The organism is Micromonospora sp. NPDC023966, from assembly GCF_040639095.1.
Lineage (GTDB): Bacteria > Actinomycetota > Actinomycetes > Mycobacteriales > Micromonosporaceae > Micromonospora.
In genome coordinates this window covers 357,034-373,698 of sequence record NZ_JBEZZJ010000004.1, presented here as the reverse complement: position 1 = coordinate 373,698, position 16,665 = coordinate 357,034, and the positions used below count along the sequence as shown (strand labels likewise).

16 protein-coding genes are annotated in these 16,665 nt (G+C 75.0%); 5 read left to right on the top strand and 11 right to left on the bottom strand.

Annotation, left to right across the window (positions count from 1 at the left end; genetic code table 11):
* Positions 1–300 precede the first annotated feature (300 nt).
* Together AB0F68_RS10120 and AB0F68_RS10115 are read left to right on the top strand one after the other, a co-directional pair.
* The gene (locus AB0F68_RS10120) at positions 301–1,605 is read left to right on the top strand and encodes a sensor domain-containing protein (protein ID WP_357334620.1); all 1,305 of its coding nucleotides are present in this window, start codon (positions 301–303) and stop codon (positions 1,603–1,605) included.
* A gap of 41 nt (positions 1,606–1,646) precedes the next feature.
* Complete coding sequence (locus AB0F68_RS10115) at positions 1,647–2,309, top strand: response regulator transcription factor (RefSeq protein ID WP_151460855.1); 663 nt, start codon at positions 1,647–1,649, stop codon at positions 2,307–2,309.
* A 37-nt stretch (positions 2,310–2,346) separates the two neighbouring features.
* Here AB0F68_RS10115 and AB0F68_RS10110 read toward each other — a convergent pair whose 3' ends face one another.
* The 3 genes from AB0F68_RS10110 to AB0F68_RS10100 are packed head-to-tail and all read right to left on the bottom strand — an operon-like array spanning position 2,347 to position 4,939.
* Entirely contained in the window at positions 2,347–2,994 is a 648-nt protein-coding gene (locus tag AB0F68_RS10110; protein ID WP_357334613.1) for an HAD hydrolase-like protein, read from the bottom strand.
* A gap of 21 nt (positions 2,995–3,015) precedes the next feature.
* The gene (locus AB0F68_RS10105) at positions 3,016–3,270 is read right to left on the bottom strand and encodes a glutaredoxin family protein (RefSeq protein WP_357334611.1); all 255 of its coding nucleotides are present in this window, start codon (positions 3,268–3,270) and stop codon (positions 3,016–3,018) included.
* Positions 3,260–4,939, bottom strand: a complete 1,680-nt coding sequence (locus AB0F68_RS10100; protein WP_357334775.1) for an AMP-binding protein — start codon at positions 4,937–4,939, stop codon at positions 3,260–3,262. The genes AB0F68_RS10105 and AB0F68_RS10100 overlap by 11 nt, the downstream gene beginning before the upstream one ends.
* Positions 4,940–5,440: 501 nt before the next feature.
* Here AB0F68_RS10100 and AB0F68_RS10095 point away from each other — a divergent pair.
* From AB0F68_RS10095 to AB0F68_RS10085, 3 genes are all read left to right on the top strand, one after another.
* Entirely contained in the window at positions 5,441–6,421 is a 981-nt protein-coding gene (locus tag AB0F68_RS10095) for an ECF subfamily RNA polymerase sigma factor, BldN family (RefSeq protein WP_357334608.1), read from the top strand.
* A 291-nt stretch (positions 6,422–6,712) separates the two neighbouring features.
* Positions 6,713–7,573, top strand: coding sequence for a DUF5667 domain-containing protein (locus tag AB0F68_RS10090; RefSeq protein WP_357334606.1), 861 nt, complete (start codon positions 6,713–6,715; stop codon positions 7,571–7,573).
* Between the two features lie 65 nt (positions 7,574–7,638).
* Complete coding sequence (locus AB0F68_RS10085) at positions 7,639–8,562, top strand: HAD-IB family hydrolase (RefSeq protein WP_357334772.1); 924 nt, start codon at positions 7,639–7,641, stop codon at positions 8,560–8,562.
* Between the two features lie 21 nt (positions 8,563–8,583).
* Here the strand turns inward: AB0F68_RS10085 and AB0F68_RS10080 are convergent, their stop codons facing one another.
* From AB0F68_RS10080 to AB0F68_RS10045, 8 genes are all read right to left on the bottom strand, one after another.
* Positions 8,584–9,561 (bottom strand): lysophospholipid acyltransferase family protein, encoded by a 978-nt coding sequence (locus tag AB0F68_RS10080; protein ID WP_357334769.1) that lies wholly within the window; start codon positions 9,559–9,561, stop codon positions 8,584–8,586.
* A gap of 227 nt (positions 9,562–9,788) precedes the next feature.
* Entirely contained in the window at positions 9,789–10,862 is a 1,074-nt protein-coding gene (locus tag AB0F68_RS10075; protein WP_357334603.1) for an NAD-dependent epimerase/dehydratase family protein, read from the bottom strand.
* A 120-nt stretch (positions 10,863–10,982) separates the two neighbouring features.
* Positions 10,983–11,084: an AURKAIP1/COX24 domain-containing protein gene (locus AB0F68_RS10070; protein ID WP_007465623.1), complete on the bottom strand. Its 102-nt coding sequence runs from the start codon at positions 11,082–11,084 to the stop codon at positions 10,983–10,985.
* Positions 11,085–11,303: 219 nt separating this feature from the next.
* Positions 11,304–11,513 carry a helix-turn-helix domain-containing protein gene (locus tag AB0F68_RS10065; protein WP_046564428.1) on the bottom strand — a complete coding sequence of 70 codons (210 nt, stop codon included), beginning with the start codon at positions 11,511–11,513 and terminating at the stop codon, positions 11,304–11,306.
* Positions 11,514–11,743: 230 nt separating this feature from the next.
* A complete protein-coding gene (locus AB0F68_RS10060; RefSeq protein ID WP_357334599.1) occupies positions 11,744–12,928 on the bottom strand; it encodes an ABC transporter permease in 1,185 nt (394 codons plus the stop codon).
* Positions 12,925–13,794, bottom strand: a complete 870-nt coding sequence (locus AB0F68_RS10055) for an ABC transporter ATP-binding protein (RefSeq protein ID WP_357334597.1) — start codon at positions 13,792–13,794, stop codon at positions 12,925–12,927. The genes AB0F68_RS10060 and AB0F68_RS10055 overlap by 4 nt, the downstream gene beginning before the upstream one ends.
* Complete coding sequence (locus AB0F68_RS10050; protein ID WP_357334595.1) at positions 13,791–15,185, bottom strand: HlyD family efflux transporter periplasmic adaptor subunit; 1,395 nt, start codon at positions 15,183–15,185, stop codon at positions 13,791–13,793. Before AB0F68_RS10050 ends, AB0F68_RS10055 begins: the two co-directional genes overlap by 4 nt.
* 29 nt (positions 15,186–15,214) lie before the next feature.
* Entirely contained in the window at positions 15,215–16,435 is a 1,221-nt protein-coding gene (locus AB0F68_RS10045; RefSeq protein ID WP_357334766.1) for a hypothetical protein, read from the bottom strand.
* Positions 16,436–16,665 lie beyond the last annotated feature (230 nt).

Genomic DNA, 16,665 nt, shown 5'->3' with positions numbered 1-16,665 from the left:
GGGCGCGTCGGAACTACAGAGTAGGCGCTTGTGAAGAGGTGCACAAATCGCGATCTTGATAGCTCGCGACGCGCCTTCACCTGCCCCTCCATTCCAACAAGATCGATAGACGGAGCTCCCTCGGCGCCGCGTGGCGATTATTGCTCAATCCAGACTTCTCTGACCAATCGCGCGCGCCCGGTAGCGCTGTGTCACCGTCGCGAAGAGGCGTGAGTCACTCCGGCAGGTAGGGAGAACCCCACCCCGGAGAGGCCCGCGCACGGGATGGGTCGGGCCGCTCCCGGCCCATAGCCTCGGAGCATGACCGCCGTACCGCTGGGCGCCGCGCCCACCCCCACCACCCCCGTCCGGGGCCTCGTCCGCCAACTCGTGCGCGACTCCGGCTACGTGCTCTTCAGCCTCCCGCTGGCACTGGTCGGCTTCGTGCTGGCCGTGGCCGGGATCTCGCTCACCGCCGGGTTGCTGGTCACCACGCTCGGCCTGCCGGTCCTCGCCGGCGTCCTGTACGCGGCCCGGGGGCTCGCCGACCTGGAACGGCTGCGGCTGCCCGCCGTGCTGCGCCAGCCCCGGGTCCGCCCGGTCTACCTGGCCCCTGAGCGGGGCGCGGGCTTCTGGCGGCGGGTCCTGACCCCGATGCGCGACCCGCAGTCCTGGCTCGACCTGCTGCACGCCTTCGTCCGGCTGCTGGTGACCCTGCCCACCTTCGTGGTGGTGCTGGTCTGGTGGGCGCTGGCCCTCACCGGGACGCTGTACGGCGCGTACGACTGGGCCATCCCGCGCGGCCCCAACGACCAGGACCTGAGCCAGCTGCTCGGGATGGGCGACGGGGCCGGGGCGCGGGTCGCCCTGAACACCGCGATCGGCGTGTTCGCCCTGTTCACCCTGCCCCTGGTGGCCCGGGCGTGTGCCCGGATCCAGGCCGCCCTGGCGTACTCGCTGCTCACCGGGGTGGCCGAGATGCGGCAGCGGATCACCACGCTGGAGGAGCAGAAGCGGGCCGCCGCGTCCGCCGAGGCGTCCGCCCTGCGCCGGCTGGAGCGGGACATCCACGACGGCCCCCAGCAGCGCCTGGTCCGCCTCGCCATGGACCTCAGCCGGGCCCGCCAGCAGCTCGCCGCCGACCCGGAGGCGGCCCGCCGGACCCTGGACGAGGCGGTCAGCCAGACCCGGGACACCCTCGACGAGCTGCGCGCCCTGTCCAGGGGCATCGCCCCGCCGATCCTGGTCGACCGGGGCCTGCCCAGCGCGCTGGCCGCGCTGGCCGCCCGCGCCCTGGTCCCCACCGAGCTGGTGATCGACGACGAGCTGGGCACCGCCGCCGGGCGGCTGGACCCAGGGCTGGAGAGCACCGCCTACTTCGTGGTGGCCGAGGCGCTGACCAACGTGGCCAAGCACAGCCGGGCCGCCGCCTGCCGGGTCGAGGTGACCCGGAAGGTCGGCCGGCTGGAGATCACCGTCGCAGACGACGGGATCGGCGGCGCCCACCTGGCCAAGGGGCACGGGCTGAGCGGCATCGCCGACCGGGTCCGGGCCGCTGGCGGGACCCTGGAGGTGGCCAGCCCGACCGGCGGGCCGACCCGGATCCACGCGGAACTTCCCCGGTGACGTCCCCTCAGTGGGTCCAGGACGTGGTAGACACCGGACCCATGCGGGTGGTGATCGCGGACGACGCCGTACTGCTCCGGGAGGGGCTGGTGCGGCTGCTGACCGAGTCGGGGCACGAGGTGGTGGCCGCCGTCGGTGACGGGGACGCCCTGGTCGAGGCGGTGGTGGCGCACCGGCCGGACGTCTCGGTGGTGGACGTGCGGATGCCGCCGTCGCACACCGACGAGGGGCTCCGGGCGGCCGTGGAGGCCCGGCGGCGGGTGCCGCGTACGCCGGTCCTGGTGCTTTCCCAGTACGTCGAGGTGTCGTACGCCGACGACCTGCTCGCCACCACCGGCGGCGGGGCCGGCGGGGGCGGGATCGGCTACCTGCTCAAGGACCGGGTGGCCGCGATCGACGAGTTCCTGGACGCGCTGGCCCGGGTGGCCGCCGGCGGCACGGTGCTGGACCCGGAGGTGATCAGCCAGCTCCTGGTCCGGCGCCGCCGGAACGACCCGCTGGCCGAGCTGACCCCGCGCGAACGCGAGGTGCTCGCCCTGATGGCCGAGGGCCGCTCGAACACCGCCATCGCCCGCGCCCTGGTGGTCAGCGACGGCGCCGTCGAGAAGCACGTCCGGAACATCTTCACCAAGCTGGACCTGCCCCCCGACGCCACCAACCACCACCGCCGGGTCCTCGCCGTCCTCACCCACCTCCGCGCCTGAGGCCGCGGCCTCGCGCTGGCCGGCAGGCACTAGTCGATCACCGCGCCTGGGCGAGGGTGACCGCCTCGGTGAGGGTGTCGGCCACCGGGTGGCCGGAGGTGCGCAGGCGGGCGGGGTCGGAGAGGCCGCCGGTGTAGAGGACGCAGCGGGCGCCGACGGAGAGCGCGGCGTCGGCGTCATCGAGCGAGTCGCCGATGAGCACCACCTGCCGGCCGTCGAGGCCCAGCTCGGCCAGGTGCTTCGCCAGCCACTCCGCCTTCGGCCCGCCGCCGACCGCCGCGCGCAGCCCGTCCACCCTGGTGAAGTGCGGCGTCAGCCCGTAGGTGTGCACCGTGGGCACCAGTTCGTCGTGGAACCACATGGACAGCAGCGACTGGCTGCCCGGCCAGGCGGCGATCGCGGCCGTGGCGTCGGCGGCCAGCGCGCAGCTCGTCAATCCGGCCCGGTACGCCTCGTGGAAGATCCGGTCGAGCCGGCCGAACGCCTCGTCGTCGATCGCCCGGCCGAGCATCTCGGCGTAGTAGTCGGCGATCGGGCGGCGGAACCGGACCCGGTGCTCGTCGGTCGTGACCACCGGACCGCCGGCGCTGGCGAAGGCGACGTTGGTGGCCCGCACCACCAGGTCGAGGTCGTCGAGGAGGGTTCCGTTCCAGTCCCACACCAGGTGGCGGCGCACAGCGGTCATCGCTGCACTGTAAGGGGCGGCTCAGAGCTGCGGGGTGGTCAGGTCCCGCAGCAGCCGATCCTCCTCGACCCGCCAGTAGCCGTGCTCCTTGCCGTCGAGCAGCACCACGGGCAGCCGGTCGCCGTACTCGCGCTCCAGCTCGATGTCGCCGGTCACGTCCTTCTCGATCCAGCGGTCCCCGGTGACCGCCACCACCCGGTCGAGCGCCGCCTTCGCGTCCTCGCAGAGGTGGCAGTCGGGCCGGGTGATCAGGGCGAGCCGGGCGTCACTGGACATCGGATACCTCCGTGCGGATCTCGGTCGGCGGCGCCGGCGCGGGCACCGGGGGCACCGCCGGGCGGAGCTCGGTCTTGCGTACCTTGCCGATCGCCGAGTGGGGCAGGCGTTCGACGAACTCGACGGCGGTCGGGCACTTGAACCGGGCCAGGTTACGCGCGCAGTGGGCGAGCAGCTCCTCCGTCGTCACCGTCGAGCCGGCCGCCCGCACCACGTACGCCCGGACAGTCTCCCCGGTCCGCGGGTGCGGCACCCCCAGGACGGCCGACTCGGCCACCCCGGGGTGCGCCTGGAGCACCAGCTCCACCTCGTGCGGGTAGACGTTGAAGCCGTTGACCAGGATCAGCTCGCCGAGCCGGTCGACCAGGAAGAGGTCGCCGTCCTCGTCCGCGTACGCCACGTCGCCGGTGGGCCACCAGCCGTCCGCGTCGGGGCCGCCGCGCCCGTCCGGCCAGTAGCCGTCGAACAGGTTGTCGCCGCGCACCACTATCTGCCCCGGGTCGGTGCCCGTCGGGTCGTCGGAGAGGTCCAGCTCGTCGGCGTCCTCCTCGGCCGCCGGCACCCCGTCGCGCCACAGCTCCGTGCCGTCGGACCCGACCAGCCGCAGCTCGACGCCGGGCAGCGGGCGGCCGATGGAGCCCGGCTTCGGCTCGCCGCCGACCAGCGTGGAAGTGAGCACCGGGGCGGTCTCGGTGAGCCCGTACCCGACGTGCACGGAGTGCCCGGTCACCTCGGTGAAGCGCGCTCCGGCGGCCGACGGCAGCGGCGCCGCGCCGCACACCGCGACCCGCACCGAGGCCAGCGCCGCGGCCGGGTCGCCCGCCGCGTCGGCCCAGGCCAGGAACATCGACGGTACGCCGACCAGCACGCTGACCCGGTGCCGGGCGATCTCGTCGAGCGCCCCGGCCGGGCCGGGCTCGTCGACCAGCACCCCGGTCGCGCCGTGGTGCACCACGGCCCCGAGCCCGGAGTTCAACCCGTACGCGTGGAAGAGCGGCAGGGCGAGCAGCACGGTGTCGTCGGGGCCGACCACCGGCGGGTCGATCCGGTCGACCTGGGCGTGGTTGGCGGCCAGGGCCCGGTGCGACAGCATGGCGCCCTTGGGCCGGCCCTCGGTGCCCGAGGTGTAGAGCAGGACGGCGAGTTCGTCCCCGCCCCGGACCGGGAAGCCGGTCGCCTCGTCACCGTCGGTGACCGGCGGGGCGGTGTGCACCGCGGTGAGCGCGGGCAGTTCGTCGGCGGACACCCGGCGGGTCACCTCCGCCGCGCCGACCAGCACGGCGGCCCCGGAGTCGGCGAGCAGGTGCCGCAGCTCCCGGGCGGTGAAGCCCGGGTTGACCGGCACCGCCACCAGGCCGGCCCGGAGCACGGCCAGGTAGGTGACCACGAAGTTCGGGGTGTTGCCGAAGGCGATCGCCACCCGGGGCGGATGGCCGTCGGGTGCGGACGGTGGCGCGGTCGCGGCCAGCGCGCGGGCGGTCGCGGTGACCGAGGCGTCCAGAGCCGACCAGGTCAGCGTCCGGTCGCGCCAGTGCAGCGCGGGACGGTCAGCGTGGACGGCGGCCGCCCGGCGGAGCCGGTCGGCGAGGTTCGGCGCTGAACTGTCGGCTGCGTCCTGCACGGTGGCTGAGTCTGGCACAGCCGCGTCCGCCCGGCCACGCCCGAACACCGGGCCGCGACGCGTGGCGGACGCCGACGCGCCACCGGACACGCCGGACGCGTCCCCTCCACGGGACTGTCCACCCCGGCAGCCGGGATTCCCGAATGTGGGACGGGGCTCTCCGCCGGTCGGCCGACGGGGTCGTCCGGGCAGCCGGAACCGACCCGGCCGGGCCGCTGCCGCGACACGCCGAGGGCGCAACAAAATTGGCTCCGACCAGGACTTTCCACTCCGGACCAGCTACCGGCGTGAAAGTCAACCGCACACGACGGACAAGGCGTCCGCCATTTGTGCGACGCGACCGGAAATACTTCCGCTCTGTGTAACGGACTTGCCACGCGCGGGTGACGTTGGCCCTATCATCACTCGGGTCGGCTCACCCCGTTTGCCGTGAGTCGACACCCCTCAGCCCGAGGAGGCCCCCGTGCCTGTGAGCGCATTGGACCAGCACCTCAAGGAGACCTGCCGCCCGTCGGCACGTCCCGGAACGGCCGCGCCCGGGGAGGTGCGGTGACCACCTTCGGTTACGCGGACCGGCCGGCCGGGGTGACCGGCCCGACCCAGCGAACACCCGTCAACGAGCGCCTGGAGCCCGCTCCACGGACCGCCGCCGACGGGACCCGCGGTCTCGCGGTGCGCGGCGAGGGGCGGCGGATCCGCAACCGCACGCACCACAACGAGGCGCCACCGCGCCCGACGGTGCCCGGCGGCAACGCGAAACCCGCCGCCGGCCGGCTCGGCGCCCCGTCCCGGCCGGCCATGCCGGCCCAGGGCCGGCGCGGTGAGGCCGGGGCCAACAGCGAGCCCTCGGCCGCCGAGACCGCCGTCCTGCCCGCCGTGACCGCCGCCGACACGGCGGTGCTGCCGGCCGTCCCGGCGACCGCCGCCCCGGCCACCGGCTACCCGAGCCGCCCCGACCCGTCCGACCCGGCCACCGAGGTCTGGGCGCTGGTCGAGCGGGCGCAGGCCGGCGAGGCCGAGGCGTTCGGCCTGATCTACGACCGGTACGTCGACACCGTCTTCCGGTTCGTCTACTTCCGGGTCGGCAACCGCCAGCTCGCCGAAGACCTCACCTCGGACACGTTCCTCCGGGCGCTCAAGCGGATCGGCAGCTTCACCTGGCAGGGGCGCGACCTCGGCGCCTGGCTGGTCACCATCGCCCGCAACCTGGTCGCCGACCACTTCAAGTCCGGCCGCTACCGGCTGGAGGTGACCACCGGCGACGTGCTCGACGCCGACCGGGAGGACCGGGGACCCGAGGGCAGCCCGGAGGCGGCGGTGGTCGAGCACATCACCAACGTCGCCCTGCTCACCGCCGTCAAGCAGCTCAACCCGGAGCAGCAGGAGTGCATCGTGCTCCGCTTCCTCCAAGGCTTCTCGGTGGCCGAGACGGCCCGCGCCATGGGCAAGAACGAGGGCGCCATCAAGGCGTTGCAGTACCGGGCGGTCCGGGCCCTGGCCCGGCTGCTGCCCGACGGCTTCCAGCCCTGACCCGACCCGCTTCCACCCGCCCGGCGACCCCACCGGGCGCGACCACGCGCGCCCTCCGCACCTCGCGACCGCGATCACTCTTGGTGATTTCGTCACCGACCGGCCCGTAACCGGCGACCGGCGCGGACCGTTTCTCCGGGTGCGACCAGTGGTTGTCCCGGCGTCCCCCGGGCCATCCGGTCCGGTGGGTCAGGTCGGCCGTCCCGGTCGACCGTCGGCCGCACGCTGCCACCGGTCGCTGGTGACGACGACGGCCAGAGCGGCCGTGACCAGCGAGAGGGGGTGCCTGCGGTGGACAGCGACCTCTTCTCCCGTCGGCGTGCCGAGCGCTTCGCGCAGCTCCTCGACGAGGCCAACGGCGGCCGGCGGCACCACGTCCGTTCCCGGGCCGACGACGAACTCACCGCGCTCGTCGCGGTGAGCCGGCGGCTCACCGCCGAGCGGCCGGACGCCGAGGTGGACGCGGAATTCCGTACCGGGCTGCGGGCGATGCTCGTCGCCACCGCCGAGCGCGAGGGCGTTCCCGCCCGGGCGAAGGCCGGCGCCGCCAGCGGCATACGCGGCTCGCTGCTGCCGGCGATGACCGGGCGACGGGCCCGGGCCCGCGGCGCGATCCTGGTCGGCGTGGCCGCCGGGGCGATCGCGCTCTCCGGCATCTCCGCCGCCAGCGAGAACGCGCTGCCCGGCGACGCCCTCTACGGCATGAAGCGCTCGACCGAGCGCGCCCAGCTCGCCCTGGCCAGTTCCGACATCAGCCGGGGCCAGCTCTTCCTCGACTTCGCCCGCACCCGGCTCGACGAGGCCGCCACGGTCCGCCACGACCGGCTCGGCTTCAGCGCCGTGCTGGACGACATGGACGCCGACACCCGGCAGGGCGTACGCCTGCTGACCACGGTGGGCGCGCAGCGCTCCGACCCGGCGGCGCTGGACGCCCTCGACACGTTCCTCGGCGGCCAGCGCCGGGCGGTCAGCGGGCTGCTCGACCGGTCGGACCAGGCCGACCGGGACCGCACCCGCCACTCGCTCGCCCTGCTCGACGCGGCCGGCCGGCGTGCCGACGCGCTCCGCGAGGCGATCGCCTGCGGGCTGCCGGCCCCGGAGGCCAGCGACGCGCTCGGGCCCGCCCCGACCACCTGCCCCGCCGACCGCTGAGCCGCGCGGACAGCCGTCCACGCCACACTTCTCCCGCCGGACACCCGTCCGTCACATCCCGCCGGATAGGCTCGGATGGGCGTACGTGGGGTCGTCGAGGGGAGGACGTCGTGACCGGGAGCCGGAAGGTGACCGTCAGCACCGACGTCCACGGGCACACCGCCGGCTGGTCCGAGACCCCGGAGGCACCCCCGGCCACCGTCACCCCCGACCCGACGGCCGCCGCCTTCTTCGACGTGGACAACACGATGATGCAGGGCGCGTCGATCTACTGGTTCGCCCGCGGGCTGGCCGCCCGGAAGTACTTCACCACCGGCGACCTGGCCCGGTTCGCCTGGCAGCAGGCGAAGTTCCGGCTGCTCGCCACCGAGCACGCCGGGGACATGTCGCAGGCCAAGGAGGCGGCGCTCGCCTTCATCGAAGGCTGGCGGGTGGACGACGTGGAGCGCCTCGCCGAGGAGATCTTCGACGAGCTGATGGCACCGCGCATCTGGGCCGGCACCCGCAAGCTGGCCCAGCGCCACCTCGACGCGGGCGAGCGGGTCTGGCTGGTCAGCGCCGCCCCGGTGGAGATCGGGCGGGTGATCGCGACCCGGCTCGGCCTGACCGGGGCGATCGGCACGGTCGCCGAGGTGGTCGACGGGGCGTACACCGGCCGGCTGGTCGGCGACCTCATGCACGGGCCGGCCAAGGCCGAGGCCATCACCCAGCTCGCCGCGGTCGAGGGGCTGGAGCTGGGCCGCTGCGCGGCGTACAGCGACTCCGCCAACGACCTGCCGATGCTCTCCACGGTGGGGCGCCCGGTGGCGGTCAACCCGGATCCCGCGCTGCTCCGGCGGGCCCGCGAGCGGGGCTGGGACGTCCGCGACTTCCGCACCGGCCGGCGGGCCGTGAAGATCGCCGTGCCGTCCACGGCCGCCGCCGGGCTGGTCGCCGGCGCGGTCACCGCCGGGCTGGCCCTGCACCGCCGCCGCCAGCGCGTCGACTGACCCCGGGCCGCAGCCGGTCGGTCAGGGGCCGAACGGGTCCGGGCGGCGTTCGAGCAGCCGGTGCAGGGTCTGCTGGATGGTCTCCCGCACCTGGTCGGCGAGGTTGAACACGACCAGCGGATCGTCGGCCGAGTCGCGCAGGTGCGCGGTCGGGATCGGCGGGCAGAACTCGATCAGCCACTTGCTCGGCAGCGGCACCATGCCCAGCGGCCCCAGCCAGGGGAAGGTCGGCGTGACCGGGAAGTATGGCAGCTTGAGCAGCCGGGCCAGCGGCTTGATGTCGGCGAGCATCGGATAGATCTCCTCGCCGCCGACGATCGCCACCGGCACGATCGGCGTGCCGGTCCGCAGCGCCGCCGAGACGAACCCGCCCCGCCCGAAGCGCTGGAGCTTGTAGCGGTCGGCGTAGAGCTTGCCGACCCCCTTGAAGCCCTCCGGGAAGACACCGACCAGCTCGCCGTTGCCGAGCAGCCGTTCCGCGTCCGGGTTGCAGGCCACCGTGCCGCCGGTCTTACGGGCGATCTCGGAGACCACCGGCATCCGGAAGACCAGGTCGGCGCCGAGCAGCCGCAGGTAGCGGCGCGCCGGGTGCCGGTCGTGCAGCGCGGTGGCGAGCACCAGCGCGTCCAGCGCCACCGTGCCGGAGTGGTTGCCGACCACCAGGCCGGCCCCCTCGGCGGGAACGTGCTCGACGCCACCGACCTCGGTGCGGAACCAGTCCCGGTAGAGCAGCCGGACCAGCGGGTGGAAGACGGCGTCGGTGAGGTCAGGGTCGAAGCCGAACTCGTCCACCTCGTAGTCGCCGGCGAGCCGTCGCCGCAGGAAGGCCAGCCCCTTGGCGACCTTCCGGTCCCAGTGGTCCCCCGGCCGGTCCGCCACCGCCGGCCCGGGCGGGGTCACGTCGCCCGGCCGGTCCTGCGCCCCGACCGGCTCGCCCGTCGGCTTCTTGGCAACGGCCTTCTTGGCGACGGCCTTCTTCGCAACCGCCTTCTTGGCCATGGTCTTCTTCGGGGCGGCCTCGCCCGGCGCGCCCGTCCTCGGGGTCGGCGCCGGCTCGTCGGTGGAGGTGTCCGGCTCGTCCGCGGGGGCCGACGCCGCCTTCATCGTCGGCTCGGCGGCGGCCGCCGTGGCCCGCCGGTGCCCGTTGCGCCGCGCCGGCTCCGCGTCCGGCCCGGGCACGGTCAGCGGTACGTCGTACCGCGCCTCGCCCCGCTCCTCCGCCGCGCTCACGAGCGCTCCCGCACGGCCGACCGGACCTGCCGGATGCCCTCCAGCACCAACTGCTCGGCCGCGGCGAGCTGGTCCCGGGTCACCACCACGCCGCCGTGGTGGGCGCGGATGAAGTCGTCGAAGGCGGCCGCGGTGGTGCGGGGTGTGAAGCCGTACTCGCGCTCCAGTCTGGTGGTGTCCACCACCCGACCGTGCACGAAGAGGTCGACCTGGTCCAGTCCGTAGCGGCCGAAGCCGAGGCTGCGGGCGATCGCGGCGAACCCGGCGAGGCCCGGCTCCAGCACCGGCACGGCCACCCGGCCGGCCCGGCGGATCGCCTGCGACAGCGAGAGCACGCCCGGCCCGGCGACGTTGTACGTCCCGGCGTGCTCCTCGGCGACCGACCGGTGCAGCACCTCCAGGGCGTCGTCGAAGTGGACGAACTGCAGCCGCGGGTCGCGGCCGAAGACGGTGGGCACCACGGGCTGGGCGAAGTATCGGGTGAGCGTGGTGTCGGCGGTCGAGCCGATGAACGGCGCGAAGCGCAGCACGGTCGCGGTGACGTCGGGCCGGCGGCGACGGAAGCCGCGGACGTACCCCTCGATGTCGAGGATGTCGCGGCCGAAACCGCCGCGCGGCACCTCGCGTGGCTCGGTCTCCTCGGTGAAGACGGCCGGATCCCGGAACGACACCCCGTAGGCGGCGGTCGACGAGCGGACCACCAGCTTGCGTAGCCGGGGCGCCCGCTGGCAGGCGGCGAGGAGCTGCATGGTGCCGATGACGTTCTGTTCCTTCATCGCCGCCCGGCCGCCCTGCTGGGGGTCGGGGGCGGTGACCAGCGCCAGGTGCACCACGGCGTCGACGTCGAGGTCGACCAGGAGGCCGCCGAGCGAGTCGAGGTCGAGCCGGACCCGCTCGACCCCGGCGAGCAGGTCGGTGAGCTCGGGGCTCGGCGTGGCCGGGTCGACGCCGATGACGCGTTCGATGCGCGGGTCGGCGGCGAGCCGGGCGGCGACGTGCGCGCCGAGATAGCGACCGACCCCGGTCACGACGACGACCCCCGGAGCACCTGAGGTGCCACCGGGGGTCATGTCGTGCGCCTTGTCCGGCAGGCGGGATCGAGCCGGGACGTCCACGGCCTGATCAACTGAGCCTCCGAGGGTCGACAGTTGGCAAGTGGTGCCGGGTGCCGGGCCGCAGCCCGGCCCCGGTCACTTGCCGAGACGGCGACGCTGGACGCGGGTCTTGCGCAGCAGCTTGCGGTGCTTCTTCTTAGCCATGCGCTTGCGGCGCTTCTTGACCACCGAGCCCATACGACAGCCTTTCGATGCAACGTGCGGGGCGGACCGGGAGACACCACGGGGGGTGGTGTCGTGACCGCTTGCGGACAACGGACCGGACCCGCGTGGTGGGCAGGGCACACCAGGGTGCGGTCACGGTCGGGGTCCAGGGTAGCCGGAGTGCATCAGCAGGACCAACGCGCCCCCGTCGATGCCCGTTACGTCGCACTCGCCGGCCTGGCCGGCGACGTGTCAGGCGGTTTCCTGGAACGCGCCCCGGAGGTATTCGTGCACGGCGTGCTCGGGCACCCGGAACGACCGACCGACCCGCACCGCGGTCAGCTCACCGCTGTGCACGAGACGGTAGACCGTCATCTTGGACACCCGCATGACCGTCGCCACCTCGGCGACGGTCAGGAACCTGACATCCGACAGTCGAGCGTCGGACTGCGACCCGGCCATGGCTCACCGACCCATTCCCATGCCCGGCGCGTGCCGCCGAGCAGGTTGTTTCCCGCCACGACGAGCGACGCGCGTGTTACCAGTACGGTAGCGGGGCGGCTGTGACCGGCGCGATCCCTTCCTTCGTTTGATCATGGATGGGCTCCTGGTCACCCCGTGTTGAGCTGGTGTTTTTCGCCCGGACGGGTGGCCTGTCCCGATCCCGGGAGCCCGCCTTGGTTTCCGGGACGTCACTCGGCGCGCAGCGCCACCACGGGGTCGAGCCGGCCGGCGCGCTGGGCGGGCACCACCCCGAAGACGATGCCGACGGCCGCCGAGACGCCGAAGGCGAGCGCCAGGGACCACCAGGTGATCGCCGCCGGGATCGGCGAGACCGCGTCGACCAGCAGCGCGGTGCCCACCCCGAGCGCCATCCCGGTCAGCCCGCCGATCGAGGTGAGCAGCACCGCCTCCAGCAGGAACTGCACGCCGATGTCCCGGGGCCGCGCGCCGACCGCCTTGCGCAGGCCGATCTCGCGGGTCCGTTCGCGTACCGAGACCAGCATGATGTTGGAGACGCCGACACCGCCGACCAGCAGCGAGATGCCGGCGATGGCGGCCAGCACCCCGGTGAGCACGCCGAGGATGTCGCCGAGCACGCCGAGGATCTGCTGCTGGGTGACCGCGCTGAACTCGGTGTCCGGGTGCCGGCGAGCCAGTTCGGCGACGATCCGCTCGCCGAGCTGGTCGATCCGCTCCCGGTCGGGCGCCTTCACCGCGATGCCGTCGATCCGCTGGGTCCCCCAGAGCCGCTGCGCGGCGGTCACCGGGATGTGCACCTCGTCGTCCCGGTCCACGCCGAGGCTCTGCCCGAGCGGGGTGAAGACGCCGATCACCCGGAACCGGACCCCGGCCAGGGTGACCTGCTGGCCGAGCGGGTCCCGGTCGGGAAAGAGCGCCCGGGCCACGGACGCGCCGAGCACCGCCACCCGGCGGCTGGTGTCCACGTCGGCCCCGCTCAGGTAGCGGCCCCGGGCCAGCGAGCGGGTGAAGACCGTCGGGGTGGTCTCCAGCACGCCCTGGACGGTGGTGAAGTCGGACCGGGTCCCGGCCCGCGCGGTCGCGCCGGAGGCGATCGTGACGGCCACCCGGCCGGGGTCACCGACCACCCGGGAGACGGCGTCCACGTCCTTGAGGTCCAGCGGCGAGACCACCGGGGCGGTGCCGACGTCGAGCTTGCCGGGCACCACCAGGAGCAGGTTCGAGCCGAGGCCCTCCACCTGCTGTTCGACCTTCTGCTTGGTGCCGGTGCCGATGGCCACCAGCAGCACCACCGAGGCGACCCCGATGATCACCCCGAGCATGGTCAGCGCGCTGCGCATCCGGTTGGCCCGCAGCGCGTCCAACGCGACCCGCCAGGCCTCGGCCAGCCTCACCGGGCACCCCCGGCCGCGGCCGGCCCGCCGTTGCGCGGAAGGCGTCCGGTGGCTCCGGTGGCGCCACCGGAGCCACCGGACGGGTGCCCCGGGCCGCTTCCGGACGCGGACCGGGGCTCCGCGCTGGGAGCGGCGTCCAGTGTCTCAGGTCGACCGTCGCCGCCCGACAGCGGTCGATCATGAACGGTGTCAGACCGGATCAGCCCGTCCCGGACCGCGATCCGCCGGCGGGCCCGGGCTGCCACCTCCGGGTCGTGGGTCACCATCACCAGCGCCACCCCGGACTCGGCGTTCAACTGTTCCAGCAGCTCCAGCACCGCCTCGCCGGTGGCGCTGTCCAGGTTGCCGGTGGGCTCGTCGGCGAGCAGCACCGCCGGGTCGGTGACCAGGGCCCGGGCGATCGCCACCCGCTGCTGCTCGCCGCCGGAGAGCTGGTTGGGGCGGTGGCCCAGCCGGTGCCCCAGCCCGACCCGGCCGAGCATCGCCGCCGCGCGTTCCCGCCGCTGTCGCGCCCCGAGGCCCCGGTAGACCAGGGGCAGCGCCACGTTGTCCACCGCGGACGTCCGGGGCAGCAAGTGGAACGCCTGGAAGACGAAGCCGATGGTCTCGTTGCGCAGCGTCGCCAGCTCCGGCGCGGTCAGGGTGGTCACGTCCCGGCCACCGATCACCAGCCGGCCGCCGGTCGGCCGATCCAGCCCGCCGAGCAGGTGCATCAGCGTGGACTTGCCCGAGCCGGAGGGCCCGATCACCGCCACGTACTCGCCCTGCTCGATGGTGAGCGACACGCCGCGCAGCGCGGGCACCGAGACCCCGTCCAGCTCGTACGTGCGGGACACGTCGACCGCCTCGATCGCGGCGACGCTCACGGCAGTTCCTGGCCGTCGTGGACCTGGTCGGCGCCGCGCACCACGATCCGGTCGCCGGCCCGTACCCCGCTGACGATCTGCACCAGGTCCTGCCCCTGCACGCCCACGGTCACCGGCACCCGGTCGGCCTTCCCGTCCTGCAGCAGCCAGACCGCGTCCCGCCCGTCGGCGGAGAAGACCGCCGAGGCGGGTACGGCCACCGCGTCGGCCGCCTCGCGGACCCGGAGGTGGACCACGGCGTTCATGCCGGGGCGCGGCGTCGGGGCGGCCTCCCCCTCGCCGAGCCGCCCGGCGCCGAGGCCGAGCCGGACCCGGTAGGTGACCCCGCCCCGGGCCGAGCTGGTCGGCAGCACGTCCACCGAGCGGACCGTGGCGTCGTACGTCGCGCCGGTCACCGCGTCCAGCTCAACCGTGGCGGTCAGCCCGGCCCGGACCAGCAGCACGTCGGTCTCGTCAACCTCGGCGAGCAGGCCGAGCTGCCCGGTGTCCACCACGGTCAGCACCGGCGTGCCCGCGGTGACCCGGCCACCGGCCGGCACCGCGTCGTCCACCCCCGCCGGCGGGCCGCCCTGCCCGGCCGCCCCGAGGGCCGACGGGTCGAGGCCGGGCACCGCGCCCCCGGCCGCGCCGAGCAGTCCGGTGAGGTCGGTCGGGGTGGCCGCCCGGGTACCGCCCGGCTGCACCACCCCGGCGATCGGGGCGCGCAGGGTCAGCGCGTCGACCGTCGCCTTGGCCAGGTCGTACGCCTGCTGGGCCTGGAGGCGCTGTGCGGTCGACAGTGCGCCGACGGCGCTGTTCAGCCCGGTTACCCCGCGCTGCACGGCACTGACCGCCCGATCGGCGGCGCGGGCGGCCGACGCGTACTGCTGCTGCGCCGACTCGACCTGGAGCAGCAGCGCGGACCGCAACTGCGGGTCGCCGATCTTCCCGGCCGCCTTGCGGGCTGCGGCGAACGCCTCGGTCGCGGCCTGGTCGGTGTCCCGCCGGCGGCCGCCCAGGTCGCCGACGCCGACGCCCCGGCCGGCCCGCTTCGCCGCGCGCAGCGCCGCCCGGGCCTGCGTCAACCGGTCCCGCGCGGACGGCGAGTCGATCACGGCGAGCACCTGCCCCCGGGCGACCCGCTGTCCGGGCTGAACGCGCAGGCTGACCACGGTGCCCTCGGCGGGGGCGGTGAGGGTGGCGGCGGCGCGGGCGGTCACCGTGGCCGGCGCGTCGATCACCTCGGTCACCGGGGAGCGGCCCACCTGGGCCACGCTGACGGTGGCCGGATCGTCGCCGCACGAGGCGGCGGTGGCGCCGGTCAGCGCGACGACGGCGAGGAGGGCGGTGTGGAGGCGGAGGCGGCGGGCCGCGGGCAGCCGCGGCGAGGGGGTGCGGGCCACCCGGCCCATGCTACGACCCGTCGACCAGCATCGACGCCTCAGCCGGCGACCGCCCGGAGGTAGGCGACGCAGTCGTCGTGCAGCCCCGACCAGGGCTCGCCGAACACCTCGTCGGCGGCCTCGGCCATCGACCGGCGTTCGTGCACCACGGCCCGGAAGAAGTCCAGCACCCGCTGCTCGCCGTACCGGTCGACCAGGTGACGCACCGCCAGGTAACCGATGCCGTAGGCGCCGCCGACCCGGTCGTCCGCCGCGTCGTCGGCCGGCGCCAGCGCGTCGAGCCGGCCGTTCCACCCGCCGCGGACGAGCTTGCGCACCTCGGCCAGGCCCTCGTAGCGGTCCACCGGCTGGCCGTCCGCGCCCGCGTACTCGGCCAACCCCTCCACCAGCCACCAGCTCGACCGGTCCGCATAGCCCCCGTCGGGCAGCGACGCGGCGTGGGTCAGCTCATGCCGGAGCAGGTCGTCGACGCCGGTCGGCGTCAGGCTCTGCGCGTTGAGCACGATGTCGTGGCGCCCGCCGCCGACGCCGACCGCGTACCCGGCGGTCCACTTCGGCCGGCCACCGCCGTACCAGCGCTGCCACTCGGCACGGCCGGCGTAGTAGACGAGGTAGCGGTCCGGCGGCGGGCCGGCCACCGCGTACCCGTCGGCGACCCGGGCGGCGGCCTCGGCCTGGGCGAGCAGGCCGGGCAGCTTGGCCCGCAGCGCCGGCGTGGTGGCGACCACGGCCCGCTTCCCGACCGCCACGGCCAGGTCGCTGACCTCCCAGGGCCGCGCGCCGGCCGGCGTCGCCCGGGACTCCTCGACCGCGGTCAGCCGGGGTTCGGCGTCCCCCACCACCCGCCACCGGGTGCCCAGCTCGACGCTGCTCGGTGCGCAGCCCGGCACCACAAAGCAGTAGCCGACCGTCACCGTCAGCCGCCACTCCCCCGGCCGCCGGTCGACCGCCGCCGGCACCCCGTCCGCCGCCGGTCGCCAGGCGGTGACCCGGAGCGCGCGCAGCGCGGCGTACCGCCGGGTGAGCGCGGGTCGGGCGGCGGGCTCGGCGACGGCGAGGAAGCCGGCCCGGTCACCGTTGAGCAGGGCGGCGGCCTGCCGGTCGAGCTGGGCCGCCATCCGCTCGCCGAGGCGCCGCTCGGCCGCCGTGCCGCGGTCGTCCCGGCCCGCCGCCGGCCGTCCGGCCGCGTCGCGCACCAGCCCGAGCAGGAGTACGCCGGGAACGCCGCACGCCACCAGCACGAGGACCAGCCCCAGCACGGTCCAGAGCCGCCAACGCCGACGCCGGCCCGAGAGCTGCGGTTCGATCCCCGGCGTCGGCCCGCCAGGGGCGACGAGCGGGTGAACGCCGGGCGGGTGATCGGTCGGGCCGGACTGCGGCCGGGGCGCCGGGGCGACATCCTCGGCACCGTCGAGCGCGCGCCGGACGGCTGGCTCGTCGGCCTCGGGCCCGTCGTTCCCGGCTGGCCCGTCGTTCCCGGCTGGCTCGT